The organism is Pseudorhodoferax sp. LjRoot39 (genome assembly GCF_964253035.1).
In the GTDB taxonomy this organism is placed as follows: domain Bacteria; phylum Pseudomonadota; class Gammaproteobacteria; order Burkholderiales; family Burkholderiaceae_C; genus Pseudorhodoferax.
On record NZ_CAXUQL020000001.1, the window covers coordinates 2,781,519 to 2,808,431 of the forward strand.

The 26,913-nt window shown below is 69.5% G+C and carries 22 protein-coding genes; 16 read left to right on the forward strand and 6 right to left on the reverse strand.

Annotation, left to right across the window (positions count from 1 at the left end):
* Window positions 1-13: 13 nt before the first annotated feature.
* From ACSQ4M_RS13150 to ACSQ4M_RS13180, 7 genes are all read left to right on the forward strand, one after another.
* Window positions 14-1,030, forward strand: coding sequence for an amidohydrolase family protein (locus ACSQ4M_RS13150; protein ID WP_436189963.1), 1,017 nt, complete (start codon window positions 14-16; stop codon window positions 1,028-1,030).
* A 50-nt stretch (window positions 1,031-1,080) separates the two neighbouring features.
* A complete protein-coding gene (locus tag ACSQ4M_RS13155; RefSeq protein ID WP_436189964.1) occupies window positions 1,081-1,944 on the forward strand; it encodes a branched-chain amino acid ABC transporter permease in 864 nt (287 codons plus the stop codon).
* Entirely contained in the window at window positions 1,944-2,924 is a 981-nt protein-coding gene (locus tag ACSQ4M_RS13160) for a branched-chain amino acid ABC transporter permease (RefSeq protein ID WP_436189965.1), read from the forward strand. The genes ACSQ4M_RS13155 and ACSQ4M_RS13160 overlap by 1 nt, the downstream gene beginning before the upstream one ends.
* Window positions 2,917-3,711: an ABC transporter ATP-binding protein gene (locus ACSQ4M_RS13165; protein WP_436189966.1), complete on the forward strand. Its 795-nt coding sequence runs from the start codon at window positions 2,917-2,919 to the stop codon at window positions 3,709-3,711. Before ACSQ4M_RS13160 ends, ACSQ4M_RS13165 begins: the two co-directional genes overlap by 8 nt.
* Window positions 3,698-4,405 (forward strand): ABC transporter ATP-binding protein, encoded by a 708-nt coding sequence (locus ACSQ4M_RS13170; protein ID WP_436189967.1) that lies wholly within the window; start codon window positions 3,698-3,700, stop codon window positions 4,403-4,405. The genes ACSQ4M_RS13165 and ACSQ4M_RS13170 overlap by 14 nt, the downstream gene beginning before the upstream one ends.
* A 30-nt stretch (window positions 4,406-4,435) precedes the next feature.
* Entirely contained in the window at window positions 4,436-5,593 is a 1,158-nt protein-coding gene (locus ACSQ4M_RS13175; RefSeq protein ID WP_436189968.1) for an ABC transporter substrate-binding protein, read from the forward strand.
* Window positions 5,594-5,987: 394 nt separating this feature from the next.
* On the forward strand, window positions 5,988-6,977 hold the full coding sequence (locus ACSQ4M_RS13180) for an NADPH:quinone oxidoreductase family protein (RefSeq protein WP_436189969.1): 990 nt from the start codon (window positions 5,988-5,990) through the stop codon (window positions 6,975-6,977).
* Between the two features lie 15 nt (window positions 6,978-6,992).
* Here ACSQ4M_RS13180 and fic read toward each other — a convergent pair whose 3' ends face one another.
* The 4 genes from fic to ACSQ4M_RS13200 all read right to left on the reverse strand — a co-directional run bounded on the left by fic (window position 6,993) and on the right by ACSQ4M_RS13200 (window position 13,547).
* Window positions 6,993-8,111 (reverse strand): protein adenylyltransferase Fic, encoded by a 1,119-nt coding sequence (fic, locus tag ACSQ4M_RS13185; protein ID WP_436189970.1) that lies wholly within the window; start codon window positions 8,109-8,111, stop codon window positions 6,993-6,995.
* A 160-nt stretch (window positions 8,112-8,271) separates the two neighbouring features.
* On the reverse strand, window positions 8,272-10,362 hold the full coding sequence (locus ACSQ4M_RS13190) for a 3-hydroxyacyl-CoA dehydrogenase NAD-binding domain-containing protein (protein WP_436189971.1): 2,091 nt from the start codon (window positions 10,360-10,362) through the stop codon (window positions 8,272-8,274).
* Between the two features lie 765 nt (window positions 10,363-11,127).
* Window positions 11,128-12,390, reverse strand: a complete 1,263-nt coding sequence (locus ACSQ4M_RS13195) for a TetR/AcrR family transcriptional regulator (RefSeq protein ID WP_436189972.1) — start codon at window positions 12,388-12,390, stop codon at window positions 11,128-11,130.
* On the reverse strand, window positions 12,387-13,547 hold the full coding sequence (locus ACSQ4M_RS13200) for an acetyl-CoA C-acyltransferase (RefSeq protein ID WP_436189973.1): 1,161 nt from the start codon (window positions 13,545-13,547) through the stop codon (window positions 12,387-12,389). The genes ACSQ4M_RS13195 and ACSQ4M_RS13200 overlap by 4 nt, the downstream gene beginning before the upstream one ends.
* Window positions 13,548-13,850: 303 nt before the next feature.
* Between ACSQ4M_RS13200 and ACSQ4M_RS13205 the strand changes: the two genes are divergently transcribed.
* Both ACSQ4M_RS13205 and ACSQ4M_RS13210 read left to right on the forward strand, forming a co-directional pair.
* Complete coding sequence (locus ACSQ4M_RS13205) at window positions 13,851-15,107, forward strand: acyl-CoA dehydrogenase family protein (protein WP_436194004.1); 1,257 nt, start codon at window positions 13,851-13,853, stop codon at window positions 15,105-15,107.
* A 34-nt stretch (window positions 15,108-15,141) separates the two neighbouring features.
* Window positions 15,142-16,359, forward strand: a complete 1,218-nt coding sequence (locus tag ACSQ4M_RS13210) for a TetR/AcrR family transcriptional regulator (RefSeq protein ID WP_436189974.1) — start codon at window positions 15,142-15,144, stop codon at window positions 16,357-16,359.
* Window positions 16,360-16,362: 3 nt separating this feature from the next.
* Here the strand turns inward: ACSQ4M_RS13210 and ACSQ4M_RS13215 are convergent, their stop codons facing one another.
* Window positions 16,363-17,181, reverse strand: a complete 819-nt coding sequence (locus tag ACSQ4M_RS13215) for a Crp/Fnr family transcriptional regulator (protein WP_436189975.1) — start codon at window positions 17,179-17,181, stop codon at window positions 16,363-16,365.
* 155 nt (window positions 17,182-17,336) lie between these two features.
* On the opposite strand from ACSQ4M_RS13215, the gene ACSQ4M_RS13220 reads away from it, so the two are divergent.
* The 4 genes from ACSQ4M_RS13220 (at window position 17,337) to ACSQ4M_RS13235 (ending at window position 21,091) form a co-directional block, all read left to right on the forward strand.
* On the forward strand, window positions 17,337-18,239 hold the full coding sequence (locus tag ACSQ4M_RS13220) for a LysR family transcriptional regulator (RefSeq protein WP_436189976.1): 903 nt from the start codon (window positions 17,337-17,339) through the stop codon (window positions 18,237-18,239).
* A gap of 154 nt (window positions 18,240-18,393) precedes the next feature.
* A complete protein-coding gene (gene galE / locus ACSQ4M_RS13225) occupies window positions 18,394-19,404 on the forward strand; it encodes a UDP-glucose 4-epimerase GalE (RefSeq protein ID WP_436189977.1) in 1,011 nt (336 codons plus the stop codon).
* Window positions 19,405-19,433: 29 nt separating this feature from the next.
* Window positions 19,434-20,876 carry a mannose-1-phosphate guanylyltransferase/mannose-6-phosphate isomerase gene (locus ACSQ4M_RS13230; protein ID WP_436189978.1) on the forward strand — a complete coding sequence of 481 codons (1,443 nt, stop codon included), beginning with the start codon at window positions 19,434-19,436 and terminating at the stop codon, window positions 20,874-20,876.
* A complete protein-coding gene (locus tag ACSQ4M_RS13235; RefSeq protein ID WP_436189979.1) occupies window positions 20,873-21,091 on the forward strand; it encodes a putative motility protein in 219 nt (72 codons plus the stop codon). The genes ACSQ4M_RS13230 and ACSQ4M_RS13235 overlap by 4 nt, the downstream gene beginning before the upstream one ends.
* 26 nt (window positions 21,092-21,117) lie before the next feature.
* Here the strand turns inward: ACSQ4M_RS13235 and ppc are convergent, their stop codons facing one another.
* On the reverse strand, window positions 21,118-24,048 hold the full coding sequence (gene ppc / locus ACSQ4M_RS13240; protein WP_436189980.1) for a phosphoenolpyruvate carboxylase: 2,931 nt from the start codon (window positions 24,046-24,048) through the stop codon (window positions 21,118-21,120).
* Window positions 24,049-24,159: 111 nt separating this feature from the next.
* Here ppc and hemC point away from each other — a divergent pair, with 111 nt between their 5' ends.
* Genes hemC through ACSQ4M_RS13255 form a run of 3 tightly spaced genes read left to right on the forward strand, consistent with a single transcriptional unit; the run spans window position 24,160 to window position 26,910 of the window.
* Entirely contained in the window at window positions 24,160-25,086 is a 927-nt protein-coding gene (gene hemC, locus ACSQ4M_RS13245; RefSeq protein ID WP_436189981.1) for a hydroxymethylbilane synthase, read from the forward strand.
* 7 nt (window positions 25,087-25,093) lie between these two features.
* Complete coding sequence (locus ACSQ4M_RS13250; protein ID WP_436189982.1) at window positions 25,094-25,855, forward strand: uroporphyrinogen-III synthase; 762 nt, start codon at window positions 25,094-25,096, stop codon at window positions 25,853-25,855.
* Window positions 25,852-26,910, forward strand: coding sequence for a uroporphyrinogen-III C-methyltransferase (locus ACSQ4M_RS13255; RefSeq protein WP_436189983.1), 1,059 nt, complete (start codon window positions 25,852-25,854; stop codon window positions 26,908-26,910). Before ACSQ4M_RS13250 ends, ACSQ4M_RS13255 begins: the two co-directional genes overlap by 4 nt.
* Window positions 26,911-26,913: the final 3 nt, after the last annotated feature.

Below are 26,913 nucleotides of genomic sequence, written 5' to 3' on the forward strand. Positions count from 1 at the left end.
AGGAGACCTGACCATGACCCATCCCGCACCCGGCTCCGACGCCTGGCTGAACCAGGTCCGCGAAGAGCCCATAGCCCCGGACCGTCCCATCATCGACCCGCACCACCACCTGTGGCATTCGCGCGGCGACTGGGGGCCCTACCTGCTGGGCCAGCTCTGGGCCGACACGGGGGCCGGCCACAACATCCGCAAGACCGTGTTCATCGAATGCCGGGCCAGCTACCGCGCCGAGGGGCCAGAGCATTTGCGCAGCGTGGGCGAAGCCGAATTCGTCGCCGGCATCGCACGCGCGAGCCGCGAGGGCGGTGGCGGCGCCGAGATCGCGGGCTTCGTCGGCCACACCGACCTGCGCCAGGGCGAGGCGCAGCTGCGCGAGGTACTGGCCGCGCAGCAGGACGCTGCGCAAGGCCTGTTCCGCGGCATCCGCCACGCCGGCGCGCGTGACCCGAATCCCGAAGCCCTGAGCATCCCCGGCCGCGGCAGCGAGGGCCTGTACGCGGATGCCGACTTCCGCGCCGGCGTGGCCCTGCTGGGCCGCCTGGGCCACAGCTACGACACCTGGCACTACCACCACCAGAACCCCGCCTTCGCCGCGCTCGCGCGTGCCGTGCCGGACACGACGCTGGTGCTGGACCACTTCGGCACGCCGCTGGGCGTGGGTGGCTACGCCGGCCAGCGCGACGCGATCTTCAGCCAGTGGCAACGCGACATCGCCGAGATCGCGCGCTGCCCCAACGTGGTCGCCAAGCTCGGCGGCCTGGCCATGCCCGACAACGGCTTCGGCTGGGACCGGCGCGCGTTGCCCGCCAGTTCGGACGAACTGGTCGAGGCTCAGGGCCGCTACTACCGCCACACCATCGAATGCTTCGGCCCGCAGCGCTGCATGTTCGAAAGCAACTTCCCGGTGGACCGGCGCTCGCTGCCCTATGTGAGCTACTGGAACGCGATGAAGAAGATCGCCAAGGGCTATTCGGCGGACGAGCAACACGCCATGTTCCATGGCACGGCGCAGCAGGTGTACCGGCTCTGAACGCTGCAGCAGCCCCCAGCGCGGCGCACCCCTCAAGGAATGGAGACGAGATGGAGCTTTTCTTTCAGCAGGTCCTCAACGGCCTGACGCTGGGCGGCATCTACAGCCTGGTGGCACTCGGGCTGACGCTGGTCTACGGCATCCTGCACGTGCCCAACTTCGCGCACGGCGCGTTCTACATGGTCGGTGCGTTCGCGTCCTTCCACCTCATGGTGGCGTGGGGGCTGAACTACTGGGTGGCCATGGCCGGTGCCGCGCTGTGCGTGGCGGTGCTGGCCACGCTGGCCGAACGCCTGGTGTTCCACCCCTTGCGCAACGCCAGCGGGCTGCATCCCATGATCGCGGCCATCGGCCTGCTGCTGTTCCTGGAGGCCGGTGCGCAGGCCATCTGGGGCGCAGACTTCCACCGCATGCCGACGCCCTACGGCGGCATGGTCGAAGTGGCCGGCGTCACCGCGCCGGTGCAGCGCCTCTTGATCATCGGCGCCGCCTTCGCGCTGATGCTGGCGCTGCACCTGTTCCTCACGCGCACGGTCATGGGCTCGACCATCGTCGCCATGGCCCAGAACCGCGACGGGGCCTCGCTGGTGGGCATCGACGCCAACCGCGTCGCCATGCTGACCTTCGCCATCTCGGGCGCCCTCGCCGCCGTGGCGGCCGCCTTGTTCGCGCCGATCAACCTGGTCTTTCCGGCCATGGGCAATCTGGTGATCACCAAGGCCTTCGTCATCATCATCCTGGGCGGCATGGGCAGCGTGCCGGGCGCCATCGTCGGCGGCCTGATCATCGGCTTCGCCGAGAGCTTCGGCGCCTTCTACATCTCGACCGACTACAAGGACATCATCGCCTTCGCGATCCTGGTGATCATCCTGTCGCTGCGCCCACAGGGCATCTTCTCGAAGGGGGCGCACTGATGGGCGCGGGCGCTGCACGCATCGGCTGGGCCGCGCTGTTCGCGGCCGGCCTGGCGTTTCCGCTGCTGGCCCGCAACGACTACCACCTCACGGTGATGTCGACCGCCTACATCTTCGCGCTGGCCACCCTGGGCCTGAACCTGATCGTGGGCTACACGGGCCAGTTCAACCTGGCCCACAGCGGCTTCATGGCGGTCGGTGCCTACACCGTGGGCATCCTGACGGTCGACCACCAGGTGCCGTTCTGGATCGCGTTTGCGCTGTCGGGTGTCTTCGCCACCGTGCTGGGCTTCTTCGTCGGCATCGTGTCGCTGCGGCTGAAGGGCCACTTCTTCTCGATCTTCACGATGTCGGTGGGCTACATCATGTTCCTCGTCATCGAGAAGTGGGACGGCCTGACCCACGGCCCCGTCGGCATCATCGGCATTCCGGTGCCGTCGCCGATCGGCCCGCTGCGCTTCGAGACGCCGCTGTCGCTGTACTACCTCGTGTTCGCCGTGCTCGTGGTGGGCGTCTGGCTGATGCACCGCATCACGCGCTCGCTGCTGGGACGCTCGTTCATGGCCATCCGCAACAGCGATGCGCTGGCCGAGTCGATCGGCATCAACCTGATGCGCACCAAGCTGCTGGCCTTCATGCTGTCGGTGTTCTACGCGGGCATGGCCGGCGGCCTCTATGCCGGCTTCGTGCGCTTCCTCGGCCCGGGCCTGGCGGGCGTGGAGACCACGTTCGACATGACGGTGTCGATGCTGGTCGGCGGGCTGGGCACCCTGCTCGGGCCGCTGGTCGGCGCCATCATGATGCCCTGGCTCGCGCAGTACCTGCAGTTCCTGCAGGAGTACCGCTTCATCGTGTTCGGGCCCATCCTGATCCTGCTGGTGATCTTCGTGCCGCACGGCATCGTCGGCAGCTTCCTGGCCTGGCGCGTGCGCCGCGTCGCGGCACAACGTGCACCGGCGGGAGGAGATCGCCATGCTTGAGATCAGCCACCTGACGAAACGCTTCGGCGGCCTGGCGGCCGTCAACGACGTCAGCACCACCATCGAGGCCGGCCGCATCAACGCCATCATCGGCCCCAACGGCGCTGGCAAGACCACCTTCTTCAACCTGATCAACGGCGTGCACCGGCCCACCAGCGGGCGCATCGTCTTCCAGGGCCAGGATGTCACCAACCTGCCAGCGGACCAGATGGCGCGCCTGGGCATCGCGCGCACCTTCCAGACCACGACGCTGTTCGACGTGGCCAGCGTGCTCGACAACCTGATCGTCGGCCACCGCCTGCGCACGCGCTCCGGTCTCTGGGATGTGCTGGTCGGCTCCCGGCGGCTGCGGCAGGAAGAGCAGGCCTGCCGCGAGAAGGCGCGTGCGGCGCTCGACTTCGTCGGCCTGGCCCACCTGGAGCACCGGGTGGCCGGCGACATCTCGCAGGAAGAGCGCAAGCGCCTGGCGTTTGCGCTGGCCTTGTCGACCGACCCGTCGCTGGTGCTGCTGGACGAGCCCGCCGGCGGTGTGAACCCGGACGAGACGCTCGGCCTCGCCGAGCTGATCCGCAAGATGGTGAGGAGCGGCCTGACCGTCTGCCTGATCGAGCACAAGATGGACATGATCATGAGCCTGGCCGACAAGATCCTGGTGCTGAACCATGGCGAGCGCATCGCCGAAGGAACGCCGGCCGAGATCCGCCGCAACCCGGCCGTGATCGATGCCTACCTCGGCACCGACCACGCGGGCATCGACCATCTGGAGACCGCCGATGCTCGCGCTTGACCAGGTCAGCCTCAACTACGGCAGCTTCCGCGCACTGGACGGCGTGAACCTGCATGCGCGCGAGGGCGAACTCGTGGTGCTGCTGGGCGCGAACGGTGCCGGCAAGAGCTCGATCTTCCTGACCGCCAGCGGCCTGCACAAGGCAGCCGGCGGCAGCATCAAGTTCCAGAACCGGGAACTCGTCGGCATGAAGCCGTCGCAGATCGTGGCCTCCGGCGTGGTGCAGTGCCCGGAGGGGCGCAAGCTGTTCCCGCAGATGTCGGTGCTGAAGAACCTCACGCTGGGCGCCTATGTGCACCGCGGCGACCGTGCCGGCAACCAGAAGGTGCTGGACGAGGTGCTGGGCATGTTCCCCATCCTCGACGAGAAGAAGGACGATCCGGCCGGCTCCCTGAGCGGCGGCCAGCAGCAGATGGTGGCCATCGGCCGCGCACTGATGGGCCGGCCCAAGGCACTGCTGCTGGACGAACCCTCGCTCGGCCTCGCACCTCTGGTGGTCAAGATGGTGTTCGAGGTCATCCAGCGCATCAACCAGGCCGGCACCACGGTGCTGCTGGCCGAGCAGAACGCCTTCGCGGCACTGCGCATCGCACACCGCGCCTATGTGCTGGAGCGTGGACGCATCGTGCTCGAAGGCGACCGCGAAAGCCTGCTAAACAACGAAGCCGTGCGGCGCGCCTACATCGGCGCCTGAGCGTTTATTTTTCACACGAAGGAGACTGCCATGCGTTTGCAACCCACCCGTCTTGCCACCGCACTCGCCGCCGGGCTGGTGCTCACTGCCCCTGCCTGGGCGCAGGAGGTCGTGAAGATCGGCTTCTCGGGCCCCCTGAGTGGCGGCGCTGCCCTGTACGGCAAGAACGTGCTGGACGGCATGAACATGGCCGTGGACGAAATCAATGCCGCAGGCTTCGAGGTCGCCGGCAAGAAGTACAAGCTGGAGATCGCGGCGCTGGACGACAAGTACAACCCGTCGGAGACCGCCATCAACGCGCAGCGCCTGGTGCAGGAGAGCAAGACACCGGCCATCCTGGTGCCGCACTCTGGCGGGATCTACGCCCTGCAGACCAACAACGAAGCGCAGAAGTACCTGGTGCTGGCCTACAGCAGCACACCGCAGATCACCGCGCGCGGCAACAAGCTGACCTTGCGGATTCCGCCGGACTTCACCTCTTACATCGAGCCCTTCATCAACTACACGACGAAGAAGTTCGGCAAGAACGTGGCCATCGCCGATGCCGACCACGACTACGCCAAGGCCTGGAACGCAGCGTTCAAGCCCCTGCTCGAAAAGGCCGGCGGCAAGGTGGTGGCCGACAACCCCATGAGCTACACGCGGGCGACGGACTTCTACAGCGGTGTCAGCCGCGCGCTGGCCGGCAAGCCCGATGTGCTGTTCATCGGCGGACCGTCGGAGCCGACCGGTCTCGTGGTCAAGCAGGCCCGCGAACTCGGCTTCAAGGGCGGCTTCATCCTGATCGACCAGGCCAAGCTGGACGAGGTGGCCAAGGTCAGCGGCGGTTACGGTTCGCTCAACGGTGCCATCGGCGTGCTGCCGGTCATGGAAGACAAGCTGCCCGAGTCGGTCGCCTTCGTGCAGCGCTTCCAGAAGCTGTACCCGAACCGGCTCGTGACCTCGGAGACTTCCTTGAATTACAGCGCCGTCCATGCCACTGCGCTGGCCATGAAGCTGGCCGGCAGCGTGACCGACGCCACGGCCATCCGCGCCAAGCTCAGCGAGGCCTTCAAGACCATGCCGCGCAGGGAGAACATGTTCGGGGTGTCCGGTGTTGACGCTACTGGCAGTTCGGAGGCGGATGGGCGGGCTGCGGTGGTGGAGGATGGGAAGATTCGGGAAGTCATGCTGAACTCGCTCAAGTAGGCGGGGCTTGAGAGCGCGAGGTGGCTCCGGTCACGGTGTCGCAGTCGGGCAGCACGAAGTGGTTGTCAGCAAGCGGCAGCGCGGCATCGAAGAGATTGCGCGCTGCCCCAACGCGGTTGCCAAGCTCGGCAGCCAGGCCATGCCCGACAACGGCTTCGGCCGGGACCGGCGCGCGCTGCCGTATGTGGGCTGCTGGAATGCGATGAAGAAGATCGCGGCCGGGTGTTCGCAGGGGGAGCCGGAGGCGATGTTCTGGGGGACGGCGGAGGGGGGCCATCGGACGGGCGGGGACGTCCTCGCCAGGCGTCTGCTTCCCGATGCCCGGAACCCCGGGTCGCGCTTTCGTCGCAATGGACGAAGCGCCGCGGTGTGCCCGAACACTAAGCTGCGGCCCATGTCGACCTACCTTGCCCTCGTTTGCGACAGGCTCTCGGACGACCTGTCGGGCCTGCAGTTGCGCGCGTTGCCGCGCCGTGCACTGGAACCGTCCGAGGTGCGGGTGCGCATCCACGGGGCTGGCCTGAACTTTCCCGACCTGCTGATGACACGCGGCGGCTACCAGTTCAAGCCCGAACTGCCGTTCGTGCCCGGCATGGAAGGCAGCGGCACGGTGGCCGAGTGCGGTGCGCAGGTGTCGGGCTGGCGACCCGGCGACGAGGTCTGCTTCAACGAGAAGACCGGTGCCCTGGCGCAGGAGATCGTGTTGCCGGCCACGGCGCTGCGGCGGCGGCCGCAGCAACTGGACCTGGACGAGGCCGCCTGCCATCACGTCACCGGCCTGACGGCCGTGGTGGCGCTGGAGGTGGTGGGCAAGCTGCAGCCGTCCGAGCGCCTGCTGGTGCACGGGGCGCGGGGCGGTGTCGGCCACGCCTGCGCGCGGCTCGGCCAGTATCTGGGTGCCGAGGTCATCGCCACGGCCACCGATCCACAACAGATCACGGCGCTGGCGGCCCTGGGCATCCGCACGGTGAGCGCCAGGCCCGGCTTTCGGGATGCCGTGCTGCAGCACACCGACGGGCACGGGGCCGACGTGGTCGTCGACCCAGTCGGCGGCGATGTCTTCGACGAATCCATGCGGGCCGTGGCCTGGGGCGGCCGGCTGCTGGTGCTGGGCTTCGCCAGCGGCCGCATCGCGACGCTGGCCACCAACCGGGCGCTGATCAAGGGCCTGGCCGTCTTCGGCGTGCGCGCTGGCGAGTACCTGCGCCGCCATCCGGAGCAGCGCGCGCAGGTGTTTGCGCGCGTGGAGGCCCTGGCCAACCAGGGCGTGCTGCGGCCGCTGATCGGCTGCAGCTACGCGCTGGGCGAGGCCGTGCAGGCGCTGCAGGCCTTGGAAGGCCGCGGGGTGCCCGGGAAGATCCTGGTGCGCGCGGACGGCGCATAGCGTGGAGCGGCTGGCTCAGGCGTAAGCCTGGAACTGGTTGCTGTCGCGGCTGAGCAGCTGCATCAGCTTCGGGTGGATGAACAGCTTCTCCTTGCCGAACGGCATTTCGCGCAACACGCCGAGGTCGGCCAGGTCGTGCAGGTAGCGCGATGCGGCCTGGCGCTGGGCGATGCCCTTGTCCACGAGGTTGCCGATGCGGCAATAGGGCTGTTCGAAGACCACGTCCACCAGCTCCCGGCTGTAGATCTTGGGCAGCCGCGTGCGCACATGCTCGGTGGTGTGTTCGGCAAGCGTGCGGATGGCGGCAATCTTGCTGGTCGTCCATTTCGATGTGTCGGCCACGGCCTGCAGCATGAACAGCAGCCACGGCTCCCAGGCCTGGTCGCGGGTGATGCCGAGCAGCAGGCGGTAGTAGTCGGCCTTGTGCGCAATCACGTGGCGGCTCAGGTACAGGATGGGCAGGCTCAGCAGCTCTTGCTGGATGAGATAGAGGATGTTGAGCACGCGGCCGGTGCGGCCGTTGCCATCGATGAACGGATGGATCGCCTCGAACTGGTAGTGGCCCACTGCCATGCGGACCAAGGGGTCCAGTTCGGTCTGCTCGTGCAGAAAACGCTCCCAGTTGGCCAGCATGTCGCGTAGGCGGGCTTCGCCTTCGGGCGGGGTGTAGACCACCTCGCCGGTGCGGTCGTTGGCAAGCTGGGTGCCGGGGGTGCGGCGGATGTCCATCTCCACGCCCTTGAGCGTACGGCAGACATCGACGGCGGTGGCCGTGCACAGCGGCCGCGCCTGGAGCGACTGGAAGCCCTGGTGCAGGGCGGTGCGGTAACGCAGCGCTTCCTTGGTGGCGGCATCGGCGCTGTCGTAGCCCTGCGCGTACTGGAACAGCTGGTCGGTCGTGGTGACGATGTTCTCGATCTCCGAACTGTCCTTGGCTTCCAGCAGCGGGATGGTGTTGATCAGCATCGCCTGGTTGGGGATGAGCTCGGCCGCCTGCTTGAGTTCGGCCAGCGCGGCGCGCGCCTCGATGCAGGCCTTGAGCACGACCCTGGTTTCCAACGCGTGCGCCGGAGGAAGTGCAGGCAGCAGGTTGTAGGGCTGCTCGGGGCGCCAGGCGGGGATGGCGTCGGTCATGGTGCAAAAAGCCTGTTTTGTCGACAGGTAGGGAGCGTATGTCGCAGGCGGCGACACGTCAATGGAACGTGTTCTTGTTCTTTGGAAATAACGACACGTTGTGGTTGCTCTCTAGAACAATGTGGACCCGGGACGATAAGAAGGCGCCCGCGCCACCGCCTTACTTGGTGAAACGCTGCCCCTCCGCCGCCATCCTCTCCAGCAACGGCGACACGGTGAACCCCGGGCCCATCCGCCCCCCATACCCCTTGAGCTTCTCGACGACGGTTCCCAGTCCCACCGTATCCGCATAGAACATCGGCCCACCTCGGTACACCGGCCACCCGTAGCCGTTGACCCACACCACGTCGATGTCGCTGGCCCGGATGGCAATCCCCTCGTCCAGGATCTTGGCCCCCTCGTTGACCATGGCGTACACGCAGCGCTCCAGGATCTCTTCCTTGCTGATCTCTCGCGCCACCTTGCCCTGTTCGCCCATGAGGTCACGGATGATCCCGCGCGTGACCTCGCTGGGCTTGGCAATGCGCGTGCCGTCCACCACCTCGTAGTCGTAGTAGCCGGCACCGTTCTTCTGGCCGCGCCGGTCCATCTCGCACAGGCGCTCGCGGATGGTGGCGCCCTTGCTGGTCTCCTTGCTCCAGCCGATGTCCAGGCCCGCGAGGTCGCTCATCGCGAACGGGCCCATGGGCAGACCGAAGTCGTAGAGCACCTGGTCGATGTCCCAGGGCATGGCGCCTTCCAACACCATGGCCTGGGCCTGGGCGCTGCGCGCGGCCAGGATGCGGTTGCCGATGAAGCCGGGGCACACGCCCGAGACGGCCGCCACCTTGCCGATCTTCTTGGCGATCTGCATGGCCGTGGCCAGCGCAGTGTGGCTGGTCTCGGCACCACGCACGACTTCCAGCAGCTTCATGACGTTGGCCGGCGAGAAGAAGTGCATGCCCACCACGGCCTCGGGCCGTGAGGTGGCGGCGCTGGCGATCTCGTTCACGTCCAGCGCGGAGGTGTTGGTGGCCAGTACGGCGCCGGGTTTGCAGATGCGGTCGAGCTTGCCGAAGATCTCCTTCTTGACGGCCATGTTCTCGAACACGGCCTCGATGACGAGGTCGCAGTCGGCCAGCGACTCCATCTGCAGGCTGCCCGTCAACAGGGCCATGCGCTGCTCGACCTGCTCGCTGGTGAAGCGGCCACGCTTGGCCGAGTTTTCGTAGTTCTTGCGCACCACGGCCAGGCCGCGGTCCAGCGCGGCCTGCTGGGTCTCCACCAGCACGACCGGGATGCCGACGTTGGCGAAGTTCATCGCGATGCCGCCACCCATGGTGCCAGCGCCGATGATGCCGACCTTGGCCACCTTGACCGTCGGCGTGTCGTCGGGCACGTCGGGGATCTTGGTGGCCTTGCGCTCGGCGAAGAAGGCGTAGCGCTGCGCGATGGAAGGCGTGCCGGCCACGAGTTCGGTGAACAGCCGGCGCTCGGTGGCCAGGCCTTCGTCGAAGGAGAGGTTGACGGCGGCCTCGACGCACTGGATGTTGGCCTCGGGGGCCGGGAAGCCGCGGAACTTGCGTGCGTTGGCCTGGCGCACGTTGGCGAAGATCTCGGGATGGGCGCGCGCGGCGATGAGCTTGTCGTCGTTGTCGCGCACCTTGCGCAGCGGCCGGTTCTCGGCCAGCACGGTCCGCGCGAACGCGATGGCGCCGGCGCGCAGTTCGCCCTCGGGCACCAGCGCGTCGACCAGGCCCATCTCCAGGCACTTCTTGGCCGGCACATGGCTGCCGTTGAGGATCATGTCCAGCGCCTGCTCCACGCCCACGATGCGCGGCAGGCGCTGCGTGCCGCCCGCGCCCGGCAGCAGGCCCAGGTGCACCTCGGGCAGGCCGCATTTGGCGCTCGGCACGGCCACGCGGTAGTGGCAGCACAAGGCAACCTCCAGACCGCCGCCCAGGGCCGTGCCGTGGATGGCGGCGATGACGGGCTTGGATGCGTTCTCGATCTGGTCCTGCGCCTCGCGCAGCGAGGGCGCCTTGGGCGGCTTGCCGAATTCGGTGATGTCGGCGCCGGCCAGGAAGGTGCGGCCGTCGCAGATCAAGACCACGGCCTTGATCGCAGGGTTGGCGTTGGCCTCGCGCATGCCTTCCACGATGGCCTCGCGCATGACCTGCGAGAGCGCATTGACGGGTGGGTAGCTCAGCGTGAGGACGCCGATGTCGCCTTCGATGGCGAGCGAGCGGGCGGGAACGGTGGCAGCGGTCATGGGATGTCTCCGAAGTGGGTTGTCGTTTCAGTGATGGGGGGCTGCGCGAGAGGAGCTGGGGCCGAGCGCAGCGATGGCCCGTGTGTGACCCCGCTCCCGGGGCCCCTGTGCCCACGCCGAGGAGCGCAGTGGCCTGGGCGGCGCGGGGAACCTCGCGCTTTGTGAACTGACTCATTGCACTTGTTCGAGCTGAACGAACGCAGTGAGTGGTGCGAGTTGTGCAATGCGCCCAGGCCGCGAGCACCGCAGGTTGCCCGGAGCGCCAGCGCAGGGTCGGGGGCACCGGGGTCGCCCTTTCTTTGGTTACTTTCTTTCGGCGAAACGAAAGAAAGTGACTGCACTGCCGGGGGCATATCCCGGCCTCTGGTGCCAGCAAATGACACTACGGTGGATCGGGGTGAGGAGGTGGGGGCTTCACCCCCACACCCCGACTTACTTTCTCTTGCTTCGCCAAGAGAAAGTAAGCAAAGAGAAGGCGACCCCGGTGCCCCTGTCCCTACGCTAGCGCTCCGGGCAACCTGCGGTGCTCGCGCCATGGGCTGCATTGCGCAACTCGCACCGTTCGCTTCGCTCACTACGCTCGGACAAGCGCAATGAGTCAGATGTTGAAGCGCGAGGTTCCCCGCGCAGCCCATGGCACTGCGCTCCTCGGCAGGGGCACAGGGGAAATGCCGATCCGGGCCATCGCTGCGCTCGGCCTGGGGCTCGGGCCTTTGCTGCGCTCGGCCGCGGTATGGGGTGTGGGCTGGGGTTGTCATCTCCACCTCAACCTCCCGGCGGCGCCAGGATGCCGGTGAACAGCGGTTGGGCGTAGAGCGGCACGGCATCGTCCATGTCGATGCCGGCCACCCAGGTGCGCAGCGACGAGGCGGCGTTGACCATGCCGGCCACCTGCTGCGCGGCCAGGCTGGCATCGACGGGGCGGATGGCGCCTTCGCGCATGCCGTCCACGATGAACAGGCCGAAGCGCTCGGTCAGCTGGTTGCCGCGCTGGATGGGGTCGTGGCGTGCGCCCTCGGCCAGCACGCTGCGCGCCGAAGAGCGCAGCAGCGGCCCGGCCTCGGACAGCTGGAAGCGCACCAGCGCGCAGCTGCTGGCCACGAGCCGCTCCCAGCCCGAGGCGGTCTGCGCCATGGCCTGCAGCTGGGTCTGGCGGATCACGTCGAAGCTGCGCGCGAAGCACTGGGCGACGAGATCGTCCTTGCTCGCATGGTGGTGGTAGAACGAGCCCTTGGTCAGGTGCAGCCGGGCCGAGATCGCGTCGACCGAGGCGCCGCGGAAACCCTGTTCGTTGACCAGCGCCGTGGCCGCGCGCAGGAAGGCCTCGCGCACCTCGGTGCCTTCGGCCTGCGTGGCCTGCAGAACCGGGCCGGGCTGGGCCTGCCAGCGCCGCGGGTCGGTGGCCAGGCCGCCGAGCAGCAACTCGGCCAGCGCGTCGGCGGCCAGCAGATAGTCCTGGGGCTCGTAGCGGTCGATCCAGGTGCGCATGATGTTGGCCAGGGCCAGCAGCAGGTGCGTGCGCGCATTGCGCTGGGCCGGGTTCCAGCCGGCGCTGGGGAAGCATTCGCGCAGGCTGCGGAACAGCGCGTTGTAGGCCGCGACTACCTGGTCCACCTGCGGCGTGGCCAGCGCGCGGATCTCGTTGAACGAGACCAGCGCGCCGCGCCGGCCCGTGGCGATGTCGGCCAGCAGCGCGGCCTGGCCATGCAGGAAGGCGCGGATGCGGCGCTCGGGCGTGGGCTCGGCCAGCGCGGCCTTCACCACCTCGTGCATGGCCGCCACTGCCTGCAGCATGCAGTCGGCCGCGAGGTCTTCCTTGCGGCGGTGGTAGTAGCCCACGCTGGCCTTGTGCAGGCCCACGCGCTCGGCCACGCCGGCCAGCGTGACGCCCTTCATGCCATGCCGGTTGAACTCCTCGGCCGCGGCAGCCAGGATGGCCTCGCGCTTGACCTGGAAGCGGTCGGTGGTGCGGCTGGCCGGCGCCTGGGTGGCAGGGCGCCGGCGTGTGGGCGCAGCAGCCGCCGTCACAACACCTCGAACAGGCCCGCGCCGCCCATGCCGCCGCCGATGCACATGGACACCACGACATGCTTGGCGCCGCGGCGCTTGCCTTCCATGAGCACGTGGCCCGTGAGGCGCGCGCCGGTCATGCCGAAGGGGTGGCCGATGGCGATCGAGCCGCCGTTGACGTTGTAGATGTCGGGGTCGATGCCCAGCTTGTCGCGGCTGTACAGGCACTGGCTCGCGAAGGCCTCGTTGAGCTCCCACAGGTCGATGTCCTGGATCTTCAGGCCGTGGCGTTCCAGCAGGCGCGGGATGGCGAACACGGGGCCGATGCCCATCTCGTCGGGCTCGCAGCCGGCCACGGCCCAGCCCTTGAACGCGCCCAGCGGCTGCAGGCCGCGGCGCTCGGCCTCCCTGGCTTCCATGAGCACGACGGCGGCGGCGCCGTCGGACAGCTGGCTCGCGTTGCCCGCGGTGACGAACTTGCCCGGGCCCTTGACGGGCTCCAGCTTGGCCAGGCCGGCGAGCGTGGTGTCGGGCCGGTTGCACTCGTCGCGGTCGACCACGGCATCCACGTAGCTCTCGGCCTTGGTCACCTTGTCGACGACCTTCATGCGCGTTTTGACCGGGACGATCTCGTCCTTGAACTTGCCGGCCTCCTGGGCCGCGGCCATCAGCTGCTGCGAGCGCAGCGCGTACTCGTCCTGGTACTGGCGCGACAGGCCGTAGCGCTCGGCCACGATGTCGGCGGTGTCGATCATCGGCATCCAGAAGGCGGGATGCTGCTGCTCAAGGAGGGGGTCGCGGCCGCCGCCGCCGCCGCCCTGCAGGCTGATGGAGTCCACGCCGCCGCCGACCATGACGTCGGCGTTGCCCTCGACGATGTGGTGCGCTGCCACGGCGATGGCGTTCAGGCCCGAGGAGCAGGCGCGGTGCAGCGTCATGCCGGCCGTGGTGACGGGCAGGCCGGCCAGCAGCGCGGCGGCGCGCGCCACGTTGCCCGACGAGGCCACGCAGCCGGCGATCACGTCCTCGACCTCGGCCGGGTCGGCGCCCGAGCGTTGCACGGCATGGCGGATGGCATGGCCCAGCATGGTCATGGCGGGCGTGTCGTTGAAGCCGCCGCGGCCGGCCTTGGCGAGGCCGGTGCGGGCATAGGAGACGATGACGGCTTGGCGCATGGGGTGTCCTGTGGGTTGGGGATGAAGAGCGCGGGGCGGGCTGCGTGTCCGGTGCGGGACAAGCCGTACCCCAGGGATGAAACGCCAAAAATGGTAGCGGTGCAGTCGGCCATGCTGCTCGGTGCAAACCCTGTAAGCCGCTGTCGCGGATTGGACTCCGCGGCGCATGGCGATCTTCCATACTGCATGTCTGAAACAACCGACAGACACACCGATCAACAGCACGCCTGGAGACCCCTGACCATGAGCAAACCCACCCCGGCATTCGGGTTCAATCCCACCGACGAACTGAACGACCTGCGCATGTCCGCCAAGGCCTTGCCGCTGTACGAGCACGTCAAGCGCTTCGTCGCCGAGACCGTGACGCCGATGGCCGCCAAGTACGAAGAGCTGGGCAAGAACCGCGTGGGCGCAGAGCGCTGGCAGTACGCGCCGGGCCAGCTGGAGCTGCTCAACGCCGCGAAGGACCAGGCCAAGAAGGAAGGCCTGTGGAACTTCTTCCTGCCCGACGCCGAGACCGGCGAGGGCCTGTCGAACCTGGACTACGCCTACATCGCGTCGGAGCTCGGCAAGGTGCCGCTGGCCAGCGAGAGCATGAACTGCTCGGCGCCCGACACCGGCAACATGGAGGTGCTGGAGCGCGTGGGCACGCCCGAGCAGAAGGAGCGCTGGCTCAAGCCGCTGCTGAACGGCGAGATCCGCTCGGCCTACGCGATGACCGAGGTGCACCACGCCTCATCGGACGCCAAGAACGTGGCCACCAGCGCGGTGCTCGATGGCGACGAGTGGGTCATCAACGGCGAGAAGCACTACATCTCGGGCGCGGGCAGCCCGCGCTGCAAGATCCTGATCACCATGGTGCGCACCAGCCCCGATGCGCCTTCGCACAAGCAGCAGTCCATGATCCTGGTGCCGACCGACACCCCGGGCGTGAAGATCATCGGTGCCATGCATGTGTTCGCCGAGGACCATGCGCCGCACGGCCACATGCACATCGTGTTCGACAACGTGCGCGTGCCCAAGTCCAACATGCTGCTGGGCGAGGGCCGCGGCTTCGAGATCTCGCAGCTGCGCCTGGGCCCGGGTCGCATCCACCACTGCATGCGCTCCATCGGCGCAGCCGAGAAGGCGCTGGACCTGATGGTCGAGCGCGGCATCTCGCGCGAGGCCTTCGGCAAGCAGCTGGCCTGGCTGGGCGGCAACGTGGAGATCATCTCGCGCGCGCGCATCGAGATCGAGAGCATGCGGCTGATGGTGCTCAAGGCCGCCAAAGCCATGGACGTGCTGGGCAACCGCGAGGCGCGCCAGTGGGTGCACATGGTCAAGGCCATGGTGCCCGAGCGTGTCTGCAAGATCATCGACCAGGCGATCCAGATGCACGGCGCGCTGGGCGTGTCGCAGCACACGCCGCTGGCCCACATGTACGCGCAGCAGCGAACGCTGCGCCTGGCGGACGGCCCGGACGAGGTGCACCACCTCGTGGTGGGCCGCAACGAGATCCGCATGCACGAGGGTGGCAAGGAAGACGACGCCAGCATGGCGGCGGTGTTCCGGAACTGAACGGCGGCGGCTCGCGGACAATCGCGGCCGCCCCATGAACACCTCTCCCGCGCAGACCACCAAGTTCGCCGACAAGCGCGAGGCGCTGATCGCCTCTGCGTCCGGCCTGCTCAACGAGCACGGCATCCGCGGCACCACGCTGTCGGCCGTGGCCGAGGGTGTCGGTCTCGTCAAGAACAGCGTCACCTACTACTTCCGGCGCAAGGAAGACCTGGCGGCGGCCTGCTACCTGCGCAGCATCGATCTCTACAACCGCCTGACCGACGCGGCCATGGCGCAGACCGGCCTGCCGGCGCGGCTGGGCGCGCTGCTGCGGGCGCACGCGGAGCTGCAGGCGTCGGTGGAGCAGGGCCGGCATGCGCCCGTGACGCGCTTTCACGACCTGCGTGCGCTGCGTGGCGAGCACATGGTGCCCGTGTACGCGGCCTACGAAGACATGTTCCGCCGGCTGCGCCGCCTGCTCAACGACGACGAGGCCACGGCGGACCGCAGCGCCGCCAATGCGCGCACGCACATCGTGCTGGGCGTGGTCAACGCGCAGCGCGTGTGGCTGCTGCGGCACGAGCCCGAGCGCTTCTGCGCCGTGGCCGACAGCATGCTGGGGCTGTTGCTGCGCGGGCTCATGGCGCCCGGTGCGCGCTGGCAGGACCAGGGTTGCGAGGCGCGCTGGCAACTGGGCTCGGCCGACCTCTCGCCCTCGGCCGCCTTCCTGCGCACGGCCACGCAGCTCATCAACGAGCAGGGGTACCGCGGTGCCTCGGTCAACCGCATCGCCGAGCGGCTGAACATGACCAAGGGCGGCTTCTACTACCACAACGAGACCAAGGACGACCTCGTCGCCTGCTGCTTCGACCAGACCTTCGCCATCGTGCGCCAGGCGCTGGCCCAGGCCGAGCGGATGGAGGCGAGCGGCTGGGAGCGGCTCAGCGCGGTGGTGCGCGCGCTGGTGCTGTTCCAGATCACGCCCGACGGCAGCCCGCTGCTGCAGTGGTCGGCCGTGCCCGCGCTGCCGGACGCGGCCGAGCGCAGCCGCATCCGCCAGGCGCTGGGCCGCATCGGCGAGCGGCTGGCCTCGCTGGTGGTGGGCGGCATGGTGGACGGCTCGGTCCGGCCGCTGGACCCGATGCAGGCGGCGCAGCTGGCGATGGTGGGCATCAACGCCGCGGCGGAGCTGCAGCGCTTCGTGCCGGGCACGACGCCGCAGGCGGCCGTGGAACTCTACGTGCGGCCCTTGCTGATGGGGCTGGAGTAAGGCTCAGCCGAACAGGCCGGCGCGGCGCTGCAGGACTTCGGTCGACAGCACGTTGAGCAGGCCGTCCTGGGTGTCCAGCACGCGGATGCGGCGCAGGTCCTGCATGCCCTGGTTCAGGCGCTGGCGGCTGGTGGCGACCAGCTGCGCCAGGTCGGTCTGCGTGAGCGGCAGCGCCACGCGGAAGCCTTCGTCCTGCGGCTGGCCGAAGCGCTGGCCCAGGTCGAGCAGGCAGGCGGCCAGGCGCTGGCTCAGCGGCGCGCTCGCGGCTTCGAGCACGGCGTGCATCCAGGCGCTCTGGCGGGCCGAACTCCAGCGCAGCAAGGCGTGGCGCAGGTCGGCATGGTGGGCGGTGAGCCGGCGCAGCGCGTCGGCGCGCAGCGAGACCACCACGCTGTCGACATGGGCGTGCGCACTGCAGGCCTCGGGCAGGTCGCCGGCCACGCCTTCGCCGAACCATTCGCCCGGCGCGACGAGCGCGGTGCTCAGTTGCCGGCCCGAGGCGCTGACGCTGTTCAGGCGCACCGCGCCGCTGGCCACGCCGTGCCAGGCCGTGGCCTGCGCACCCTGGTGCAGGATCTGCTCGCCGGCCTTCACGGTGCTGGGTTGCAGCGACTCCACGAGCGCTTCGCGTGCGGCGCTGCCCACGTCGGCCAGCCAATCGGCCGCCAGCAGGGTGCGCTGTTGCGCCGGTGAGGCCAGGGGCGGCCGTGGCCGCTCCAGCGTCCAGGAACGCAGGTTCGCATTCGAGCCAGGCTCGGGGCGCCAGACCAGGGCGTGCAGCGGAACGAAGCGGTCGGAGACGGCGGAAGCGTGCAGGTTCACGTGTGGAGCGGCGTGGCAGAGGAAGGACAATGGCCCGCTGACGGCAGGCCGGGGAGACCCGCAGCTTGCCAGCGGTGCCTTCCGATGGCGAATGCAATGTGCGCATCACGCGGTATGTGCCGCGTGCATAGCCTGCCCAACCCTGGCGCGAGACCATGCAGCTGTCCCGAATCGACCTGAACCTGTTCGCCGTCTTCGACGCGATCTACCGCGAGCGCGGCATCACGGCGGCTGCGCGCCAGCTGCACCTGTCGCAGCCCGCGGTGAGCCATGCGCTGGCGCGCTTGCGCGAACTGCTGGGCGACCCGCTGTTCGAGCGCCAGGGCAATGTGATGACGCCCACGCCAATGGCGCGCAGCCTGGCCGGCACGGTGCGCTCCTCGCTCGGCGGGCTGGACCAGGCGCTGCGGCAGGTCGGGCAGTTCGACCCGGCCAGCAGCCAGCGGCTGTTCAAGGTGGCGACCAGCGGTTCGGCCGAACTGTCCTTCCTGCCGGACCTGGCCGAGCGCGTGGCGCGCGAGGCGCCCGGCATCCGGCTGGCCACGGTGCGGGCCGACCGCGGCAACCTGGAGGAAGACCTGCGCAGCGGCGAGCTCGACCTGGCGCTGGACATCGGCTTGCCGCTGACGGCGGAGATCCGGCGCCAGCAGATCGGCGCGAGCGAACTCGTGGTGCTGGCCCGGATCGGCCATCCGGCCATCGGCCCGGGCTTCGACATGGAGGCCTACCTGGCGCAGGAGCATGTGCTGGTGACGGGGCGTCGGCGCGGCGTCGGGCTCGAAGACGTGGCGCTCGGCCGCCTGGGCATGCGGCGCCGGATCCGCGTGCGCTGCCAGCGCCACGGCGCCGCCAGCGCCATCGTCGCGCGCACCGACCTGTTGGCCACCATGTCGCGCTCGCAGGCCGAGCTGGACAACGTCCAGGCCGGCATCCAGGTGCTGGCCCTGCCGGTGGCGTTGCCGGCGCTGGAAACCTTCGTGTACTGGCATGCGACGGCCGATGCGGACCCGGCGTCGCAGTGGTTCCGCAGGGCCTTCCTGGAGGCGCTGCAAGGCTGATGGGGCCTTCCCTGGCCGCTGCATGGCTGACACAAGGGTTGGCACGGCCCATGCTATTCTTGCCGCGCCACAGTCGCCGGAGGGCCCAGAGCCTCGAACGGCGCGGCAAGAACCATCTCCCGCCGGCCTGCGCCGGCATTGCAAAGAACACCACATGATTCTTGTCACCGGCGGCGCCGGCTACATCGGCTCCCATGTCTGCGTCGAACTGCTGCAAGCCGGCCACGACGTCACCATTTTTGACAATTTTTGTAACAGCAACCCCGAGTCGGTGGCGCGCATCGAACGCATCGCGGGCAAGGCGCCCAGACTGGTGCGTGGCGACATCCGCGACCGGGCCGCGCTCGTCGATGCATTGAAGACGAGCGGCGCGAGCGCCGTGATCCACTTCGCCGGGCTCAAGGCCGTGGGCGAATCGGTGCAGCAGCCGCTCTCTTATTACGACAACAACGTCGTGGGCACGCTGCGCCTGCTGGAGGCCATGCGCGAATGCGGTGTGCAGCAGCTGGTGTTCAGCTCGTCGGCCACGGTCTACGGCGACCCGCAGCGCCTGCCGCTGACAGAGGACCATCCGCTGTCGGCCACCAACCCCTATGGCCGCAGCAAGCTCATGATCGAGGACATGCTGCGCGACCTGCAGGTGAGCGACGCGTCCTGGCGCATCGCCATCCTGCGCTACTTCAACCCGGTGGGCGCGCATGCCAGCGGCCTGATCGGCGAGGACCCGCGCGGCGTGCCGAACAACCTGATGCCTTACGTGGCCCAGGTGGCCATCGGCCGGCGCGAGCAGCTGCAGGTCTGGGGCAACGACTACCCGACGCCCGACGGCACCGGGGTGCGCGACTACATCCACGTGGTGGACCTGGCCGTCGGCCATTTGCGTGCGCTCGAGCGGCTGCAGACGCAGGAGGGCGGCCTCACCGTCAACCTGGGCACCGGCACCGGCTACAGCGTGCTCGACATGGTGCGCGCCTTCGAAGAGGCCAGTGGCAAGCCCGTGCCTTACCAGCTGGCGCCGCGCCGCGCCGGCGACGTGGCCTCCTGCTATGCCGACCCGGCCGCGGCGCTGGCCGTGCTGGGCTGGCGTGCCGAACGCGACCTCGTGGCCATGTGCCAGGACGCCTGGCGCTGGCAGAGCAGCAATCCCAACGGCTACGCCGCCTGAACCCGATTCCAACTCCGTCTGAAGCAACCATGCTGATCCAACCTGTTGTCCTGTCCGGTGGCTCCGGCACCCGCCTGTGGCCGCTGTCGCGCGAGAAGTACCCCAAGCAGCTGCTGCCGCTGATCGGCGAGGATTCGCTGCTGCAGGCCACGGTGCGCCGTGTCGAGGGCCTGGCCGGCGTGTCCGTCGCCGCGCCCATGGTGGTCTCCAACGAGGAGTACCGCTTCGTCATCGCCGAGCAGCTGCGCCTGATGGGCAAGCCCGGCACCATCGTGCTGGAGCCTTCTGGCCGCAACACCGCACCCGCGCTGACGCTGGCCGCGCTGGCGGCGCGCCGCGACGGCGCCGACCCGGTGCTGCTGGTGATGCCGGCCGACCATGTGATCGTCGATGTGCCGGCCTTCCAGGCCGTCGTGGTGCAGGGCGCGCAACTGGCCGAGGCCGGCGCCGTGGTGACCTTCGGCATCACGCCCGACACGCCCGAGACCGGCTACGGCTACATCCAGTCCGGCGCGGCCTTCGAGGGGGGCGCGCACCGCATCGCGCGTTTCGTCGAGAAGCCCGACCGCGCCACCGCCCAGGGCTACCTGGACGCGGGCGGCTACGCCTGGAACAGCGGGCTGTTCATGCTCAAGGCCTCGGTCTGGCTGGCGGCGATCGCGGCCTGCCGCGCCGACATCCTGGCCGCCTGCGAAGACGCCTTCGCCAAGGGCTCGGCCGATGGCGAGTTCCTGCGCGTGGACAAGGCCGCCTTCACGGCCTGCCCGAGCGACTCCATCGACTACGCCGTCATGGAGCGCCTGGCTGCCGGCGGCCGCGAAGACCTGCCCGCCGGCGTGGTGCTGCCGCTGTCGGCCGGCTGGTCCGACGTGGGCGCCTGGGACGCGCTGTGGCAGGTGCTGCCCAAGGATGAGAGCGGCAACGTGAAGCAGGGCGACGTGCTGCTGCACGACAGCCACAACACGCTGGCGCTGTCCGAAGGCCGGCTGATCGCCTGCGTGGGCGTGGACAACCTGATCGTGGTGGAAACCGCCGACGCCGTGCTGGTGGCCAACAAGGACAAGACGCAGGACGTCAAGAAGATCGTCGACGCGCTCAAGCGCGAAGGCCGCTCCGAAGGCCAGCTGCACCGCAAGGTGTTCCGGCCCTGGGGCTGGTACGACAGCGTGGACAACGGGGCGCGCTTTCAGGTCAAGCGCATCGTGGTCAAGCCGGGCGGCCAGCTGTCGCTGCAGATGCACCACCACCGCGCCGAGCACTGGATCGTGGTCTCTGGCACGGCCAGGGTCACGCGCGACAAGGAAAGCTACCTGGTCTCAGAGAACGAGTCGACCTACATCCCGCTGGGCTCCACGCACCGGCTGGAAAACCCGGGCCGCCTGCCGCTGGAGATGATCGAAGTGCAGTCGGGCAGCTACCTCGGGGAGGACGACATCGTGCGCTTCGAGGATGTCTACGGCCGCTCGCAATGAACATCGCCAGCACGTCCGCAGTCCAGGCCGCCACGGCCAGTGCGGCGTCGTCGTCGGCGCCGGCCGACGGGGTGCAAGCCAGCGTCCAGCTGCGCGTGCTGAAGAAGGCCCTGGACGCCCAGGAAGCCGCGGCGGCGGCGCTCATCGAATCCTTGCCGCCGCCACCGCCCGTGCCGCAGGGCATGCTGGGCACGCGGCTCGACGTCTACGCCTGAGCCGCGGCCCCGCCGCGTGAAGCGGCTCAGCCGGTGTTGCGCAGCCCGGCCGAGATCCCGTTGATGCAGATGTGGATGCCGGTGCGCACGCGCTCGTCGGCCTGGCCGGCGCGGTAGCGGCGCACCAGTTCCACCTGCAGGTGGTGCAGCGGGTCGATGTAGGGGAAGCGGTGGCGGATCGAGCGCTGCAGCGATGCGTTGCCGGACAGGCGCTGCTTCTCGCCCGTGATCTGCGCCAGTGCCTGCGCCGTGCGCTGCCACTCGGCCTCGATCGCGCCGAACACCTTCTTGCGCAGCCGCGCGTCGCTGACCAGTTCGGCATAGCGCGAGGCCAGCTGCAGGTCGCTCTTGGCCAGCACCATGTCCATGTTGGACAGCAGCGTGCGGAAGAAGGGCCACTGGCGGTACATCTTCTGCAGCAGGGCCAGGCGGTCCTTGGCGGCGGTCACCTTTTTGCGGCCCGCGGCGGCCTCGTCCTGCCCGTCGCCAGCCAGGAAGGTCTCGACCGCCGAGCCGAAGCCGTACCAGCCCGGCAGCGTGAGCCGGCACTGGCCCCAGCTGAAGCCCCAGGGGATGGCGCGCAGGTCTTCGATCTTCTGGCTGGCCTTGCGCGAGGCCGGGCGCGAGCCGATGTTGAGCTCGGCGATCTCGCGGATCGGCGTGGACTCGAAGAAGTAGTCGGTGAAGCCCGGCGTCTCGTAGACCAGATGCCGGTAGGCGCGCATGCTGGCCTCCGAGAGCAGGGCGGCCGCGTCGAGGAAGGCCGGCGTGGCGGCCTTGGTCGGCTGCAGCAGCGTGGCCTCCAGCGTGGCGGCGACCAGGGTCTCCAGGTTGCGCCGGCCGATCTCGGGGTTGGCGTACTTGGAGCCGATCACCTCGCCCTGTTCGGTCAGCCGGATCTGGCCGCGCACGGTGCCGGGCGGCTGCGCCAGGATGGCCTGGTAGCTCGGGCCGCCGCCGCGGCCGACGGTGCCGCCGCGGCCGTGGAACATGCGCAGCGTGATGTCGTGGCTGCCGGCGAGTTCGTCGAACAGCTCGACCAGGGCCAGCTCGGCGCGGTAGAGCTCCCAGTTGCTCGTGAAGATGCCGCCGTCCTTGTTGCTGTCCGAGTAGCCCAGCATGATGTCCTGCTCGCCACCGGAGCGCTGCACCAGCCGTGCGATGCCGGGCAGCGCGTAGAACTCGCGCATGATGGGCGCGGCGTTGCGCAGGTCCTCGATGGTCTCGAACAGCGGCACCACGATCAGGTCGCAACTGGCGCCTTCGCCGCGCGCGCCCTTGGCCCGGGCGTCGTCCAGCAGGCCGTGCATGAGGCCGACTTCCTTCTGCAGCAGCAGCACCTCCAGCAGGTCGCTGACGGTTTCGGTGTGGCTGATGATGTAGTGGCGGATCGCGTTGCGGCCGTAGCGCTGCAGTACGCTGCGCGCGTTCTCGAAGATCGCGAGTTCGTGGCGGGCCAGGTCGGAATACTGCGCGCCCAGCACGCGCAGCGGGCGGGCGTCGTTGAGCAGGCGCAGCAGCAGTTCGCGCTTGGCCGCCTCGTCGAGCGCGGCGTAGCTCGGCTCCAGGCGTGCCGTGGCCAGCAGTTCGGCCACCACCTCCTCGTGCTTGTCCGAGCTCTGGCGCAGGTCCAGCGTGGCCAGGTGGAAGCCGAACACGTCGACGGCGCGGATCAGCGGATGCAGGCGCTGCGCCGCGAACGCCGCGCCATGGTGCGACTTGAGCGAGGCCTCGATGGTGCGCAGGTCGGCCAGGAAGTCCTCGGCCTTCAGGTAGGCGTTCTGCGGCGCGACGGCATGGCGCGCGGCGTCGCCGCCCGTCAGCGTCTTGAGCGTGGCCGCGAGGCGCGCGTACATGCCGGTCAGCGCGCGGCGGTAGGGTTCGTCCTTGCGGTGCTCGCTGGGGTCGGGCGAGCGCTCGGCCAGGGCCTGCATCTCGGCCGGGATGTCGACCAGACGGGCCGACAGCGAGAGCTCGGCGCCCAGGTGGTGCACCTCGGTCAGGTAGTGGCGCAGCGCCATCTCGGCCTGGTGGCGCATGGCGTATTCCATGGTCTCGGCGCTGACGTTGGGGTTGCCGTCGCGGTCGCCGCCGATCCACTGGCCCATGCGCAGGAAGCTGGCCACCGGCTGGTTGCCGAGCTCGCGCTCCAGTTGCGCGTAGAGCTTGGGGATCTCGCGCAGGAAGGTCGCCTCGTAGTAGGACAGCGCGTTCTCGATCTCGTCGGCCACCGTGAGCTTGGAAAAGCGCAGCAGCCGCGTCTGCCACAGCTGCATCACGCGGGCGCGCAGCTGGGCCTCGTTGGCGGCGAGTTCGCGCGGCGTCAGCGCGTCGCGGCCGCCGCCGGACAGCAGGGCACGCTGGCGCACTTCGTCGCGCGCGGTGAGCAACTGGGCGATGTCGCGCTCGGCATCGAGGATGCTCTTGCGTTGCACCTCGGTCGGGTGGGCGGTCAGCACGGGCGAGACATAGCTCGTGGCCAGCGTCATCGCGATGGCCTTGGGCGAGATGCCGGCCCAGCGCAGGCGCGACAGCGCCACGTCGATGCTGCCTTCCTGCGTGTTGCCGGCGCGCTCGTGCACGGCGCGGCGGCGGATGTGGTGGCGGTCCTCTGCCAGGTTGGCCAGGTGGCTGAAGTAGGTGAAGGCGCGGATCACGCTGACGGTCTGGTCGGCCGTCAGGCTCTTGAGCAGCTTCTTGAGCGCCTTGTCGGCCTCCTCGTCGGCGTCGCGGCGGAAGGCGACCGAGAGCTTGCGCACCTGCTCGATGAGTTCGAAGGCGGGCGCGCCATCCTGCTCGCGGATCACGTCGCCGAGCAGTCGCCCCAGCAGGCGGATGTCCTCGACCAGGGGCCGCTCCGCATCGCGCGCCGCGGCACGGCTGCGCTGGGGCGTCTCGTCGTTGGCAGGGGCCGCGGCGGCAGCGGCGGGAGAGGGCGCCTGGTCTTGTGTTTTCATGTTGGAACGGGGGCTGTGCAAGCGCCCTGCAAGAAGAATGCCATGCCCTGATGCGGGTTGACCCCATGCTAGCATCCGGCCCCCGCGGCCGATTACGAACTGGTTACCTGCGTGCGCTCTCATCCTTCTTCCACCATCGTCATCGCCACCCGGGAGAGCCGCCTCGCGCTGTGGCAGGCCGAGCATGTGCAGGCCTTGCTCGAGCAGCGCGGCCACACGGTTGCATTGCTGGGCATGACCACCCGCGGCGACCAGATCCTGGACCGCTCGCTGAGCAAGGTGGGCGGCAAGGGCCTGTTCGTCAAGGAGCTGGAGACCGCGCTCGAAGATGGCAGCGCCGACATCGCCGTGCATTCGCTCAAGGACGTGCCCATGGAGCTGCCGGCCGGTTTCGCGCTGGCCTGCGTGCTGGAGCGCGAAGACCCGCGCGACGCTTTCGTCTCCCCGCGATACGCATCGCTGGACGCCCTGCCGCAGGGCGCTGTGGTCGGCACCTCCAGCCTGCGCCGCACCGTGCTGCTGCAGGCACTGCGGCCGGACCTGGACATCCAGCCGCTGCGCGGCAACCTGGACACACGGCTGCGCAAGCTCGACGAAGGCCAGTTCGCGGCCATCGTGCTGGCGGCCGCCGGCCTCAAGCGCCTGGGTCTCGCGGAGCGCATCCGCGAAGTCTTCGCACCCGAGCGCATGCTGCCGGCCGCCGGCCAGGGCGCCTTGGGCATCGAGGTGCGGGCCGACCGCAGCGACCTGCTGGACGCGCTGGCGCCGCTCGCGCACCAACCGACCTGGAAGGCCACGGCCGCCGAGCGCGCCGTGAGCCGTGCCATGGGGGGCAGCTGCTCGATGCCGCTGGCTGCGCATGCGCTGTGGGCCGATGGGCGCTTGCAGCTGCGCGCCGCCTGGGGCGACCAGGAAACCCGGGGGGCGCTCGTGCGGGCGGACGTCGCGGGCCCTGTCGATGGCCTGGTTGCCGCCGAAGCACTGGGCCAGCAGGTGGCCGAGGCCCTGCAGGCCGGTGGTGCCCGCAAGGCGGACTGACGCGCGCATGCGCGTGCTGGTCACCAGGCCTTTGCGCGAAGCGCTGCACTGGTGCGAGCAGCTGCGCGCACGCGGCTTTGCGGCCGAGCCGCTGCCCCTGATCGCCATCGTCCCCACCGATCCTGCGCCCGTGGCCCAGGCCTGGGCGCAGCTCGCGCAGTGCCGCGCCGCCATGTTCGTGAGCGCCAACGCGGTCGAGGCCTTCTTTGCGGCGAAGCCCGCGGCACTCGGCTGGCCCGCGCAGACGGCGGCCTGGGCCACCGGCCCCGGCACGGCGCGCGCTCTGCGGGCGGCCGGTGTGCCGGCGCAGGCACTGGTCGCACCGCCTGCCGATGCTCCGCAGTTCGACTCCGAGGCGCTGTGGTGCCTGGTCGGCAGCGATGCCAGCCTGGCCGGCGCCCAGGTGCTGATCGTGCGCGGCACCGATGCCGATGGCCGCCTGGCGGGCCGGCCCTGGCTGGCCGACCAGCTCGCGGCCGTTGGCGCGACCGTGCATGCGCTGGCCGCCTATGCGCGCCAGTTGCCGCGCTGGGATGCGGCAACGCGTGAACGGGCCGCGGGCGCGACCGACGCGCTGTGGCTGTTCAGCAGTTCCGACGCGGTGCGCCACCTGCAGCAACTGCTGCCCGGCGCCGACTGGCGCACCACGCGCGCGCTGGCCACGCATGCGCGCATCGCCGAGGCGGCGCGCGCGGCCGGTTTCGGCCGGGTCGACACCGTGCGCCCCGCTCTGGACGACATGGTCGCGTCGATAGAATCCGCCCGATGAACGCTGCCGAGCTGTCTTCAGAACCCCTGCCGGGCCAGGCCGCTGCAGGGCCAGCCCTCCAAGCCCGGCCGCCGGCCACCACCGCACCGCGGGTGCTCGTGCTGTTCCTCGCCTTGCTGGTCGTGCTGGCGCTGGCGGCAGTCGGCCTGCTGTGGCAGAAGGTCGGCGGCATGCAGGAAAACCTCGCCCGGCAAAGTGCCGACACGCAGGCCCGCGCGATGGAAGCCCGGGCGGCGGCCCGCGAAGCGCAGGATCTCGCCCGCGAGACCGCTGCCCGCCAGGCCGTGACCGACACCAAGCTCGGCGAAGCCACGCTGCAGCGTGGGCAGATCGACGAGTTGCTCGCGAGCCTGTCACGCTCGCGTGACGAGACCCTGGTCGTGGACCTCGAGTCCTCGCTGCGGCTGGCCCAGCAGCAGGCCCAGCTGACGCTGACGGCCGAGCCCTTGCTGGCGGCGCTGCGCACGGCCGACCAACGCCTCGAACGGGCGGCCCAGCCGCGGCTGGAGCCCGTGCGCCGCGCGGTTGCGCGCGACACCGAGGCGATCCGCTCCACGCAGATCGCCGACACCCAGACCATCCTCGAGAAGCTCGACGACCTGGTGCGCCAAATCGACGACGTGCCCATGCTCAACGCCGTGCTGGCCGCCAACCTCGCCAAGGGGCAGGTGGAGGCCGAGCCGCCTTCCGAGCAATGGTGGCTGCGCATCTGGCAACTGGTGCGGACCGAGGCCGCGCGGCTCATGCGCGTGTCGCGCATCGACCAGCCCGAAGCCGCGCTGCTGGCGCCCGACCAGACCTACTTCCTGCGCGAGAACCTCAAGCTGCGCCTGCTGAACGTGCGCATGGGCCTGCTGGCGCGGCAATTCCCGTCGGCCCGCGCCGATGCCGCGGCCGCGGCCTTCATGCTGCACCGTTACTTCGACCCGGCGGCGCGGCGCACGCAGCAGTTCGCCAACACGCTGTCCGAGGTGCAGGCACAACTGAAGGCGGTGGAGCTGCCGCGCATCGACGAAACGCTGTCGGCCCTGGCCACGGCGGCAGCGGGGCGCTGAACC

Excerpts from the sequence above, each read along its gene's own strand:
- ACSQ4M_RS13150 (WP_436189963.1), top strand. The coding sequence starts at position 14 with ATGACCCATCCCGCACCCGGCTCCGACGCCTGGCTGAACCAGGTCCGC.
- ACSQ4M_RS13155 (WP_436189964.1), top strand. The coding sequence starts at position 1,081 with ATGGAGCTTTTCTTTCAGCAGGTCCTCAACGGCCTGACGCTGGGCGGC.
- ACSQ4M_RS13160 (WP_436189965.1), top strand. The coding sequence starts at position 1,944 with ATGGGCGCGGGCGCTGCACGCATCGGCTGGGCCGCGCTGTTCGCGGCC.
- ACSQ4M_RS13165 (WP_436189966.1), top strand. The coding sequence starts at position 2,917 with ATGCTTGAGATCAGCCACCTGACGAAACGCTTCGGCGGCCTGGCGGCC.
- ACSQ4M_RS13170 (WP_436189967.1), top strand. The coding sequence starts at position 3,698 with ATGCTCGCGCTTGACCAGGTCAGCCTCAACTACGGCAGCTTCCGCGCA.
- ACSQ4M_RS13175 (WP_436189968.1), top strand. The coding sequence starts at position 4,436 with ATGCGTTTGCAACCCACCCGTCTTGCCACCGCACTCGCCGCCGGGCTG.
- ACSQ4M_RS13180 (WP_436189969.1), top strand. The coding sequence starts at position 5,988 with ATGTCGACCTACCTTGCCCTCGTTTGCGACAGGCTCTCGGACGACCTG.
- fic (WP_436189970.1), bottom strand. The coding sequence starts at position 8,111 with ATGACCGACGCCATCCCCGCCTGGCGCCCCGAGCAGCCCTACAACCTG.
- ACSQ4M_RS13190 (WP_436189971.1), bottom strand. The coding sequence starts at position 10,362 with ATGACCGCTGCCACCGTTCCCGCCCGCTCGCTCGCCATCGAAGGCGAC.
- ACSQ4M_RS13200 (WP_436189973.1), bottom strand. The coding sequence starts at position 13,547 with ATGCGCCAAGCCGTCATCGTCTCCTATGCCCGCACCGGCCTCGCCAAG.
- ACSQ4M_RS13205 (WP_436194004.1), top strand. The coding sequence starts at position 13,851 with ATGTCCGCCAAGGCCTTGCCGCTGTACGAGCACGTCAAGCGCTTCGTC.
- ACSQ4M_RS13210 (WP_436189974.1), top strand. The coding sequence starts at position 15,142 with ATGAACACCTCTCCCGCGCAGACCACCAAGTTCGCCGACAAGCGCGAG.
- ACSQ4M_RS13220 (WP_436189976.1), top strand. The coding sequence starts at position 17,337 with ATGCAGCTGTCCCGAATCGACCTGAACCTGTTCGCCGTCTTCGACGCG.
- galE (WP_436189977.1), top strand. The coding sequence starts at position 18,394 with ATGATTCTTGTCACCGGCGGCGCCGGCTACATCGGCTCCCATGTCTGC.
- ACSQ4M_RS13230 (WP_436189978.1), top strand. The coding sequence starts at position 19,434 with ATGCTGATCCAACCTGTTGTCCTGTCCGGTGGCTCCGGCACCCGCCTG.
- ACSQ4M_RS13235 (WP_436189979.1), top strand. The coding sequence starts at position 20,873 with ATGAACATCGCCAGCACGTCCGCAGTCCAGGCCGCCACGGCCAGTGCG.
- ppc (WP_436189980.1), bottom strand. The coding sequence starts at position 24,048 with ATGAAAACACAAGACCAGGCGCCCTCTCCCGCCGCTGCCGCCGCGGCC.
- ACSQ4M_RS13250 (WP_436189982.1), top strand. The coding sequence starts at position 25,094 with ATGCGCGTGCTGGTCACCAGGCCTTTGCGCGAAGCGCTGCACTGGTGC.
- ACSQ4M_RS13255 (WP_436189983.1), top strand. The coding sequence starts at position 25,852 with ATGAACGCTGCCGAGCTGTCTTCAGAACCCCTGCCGGGCCAGGCCGCT.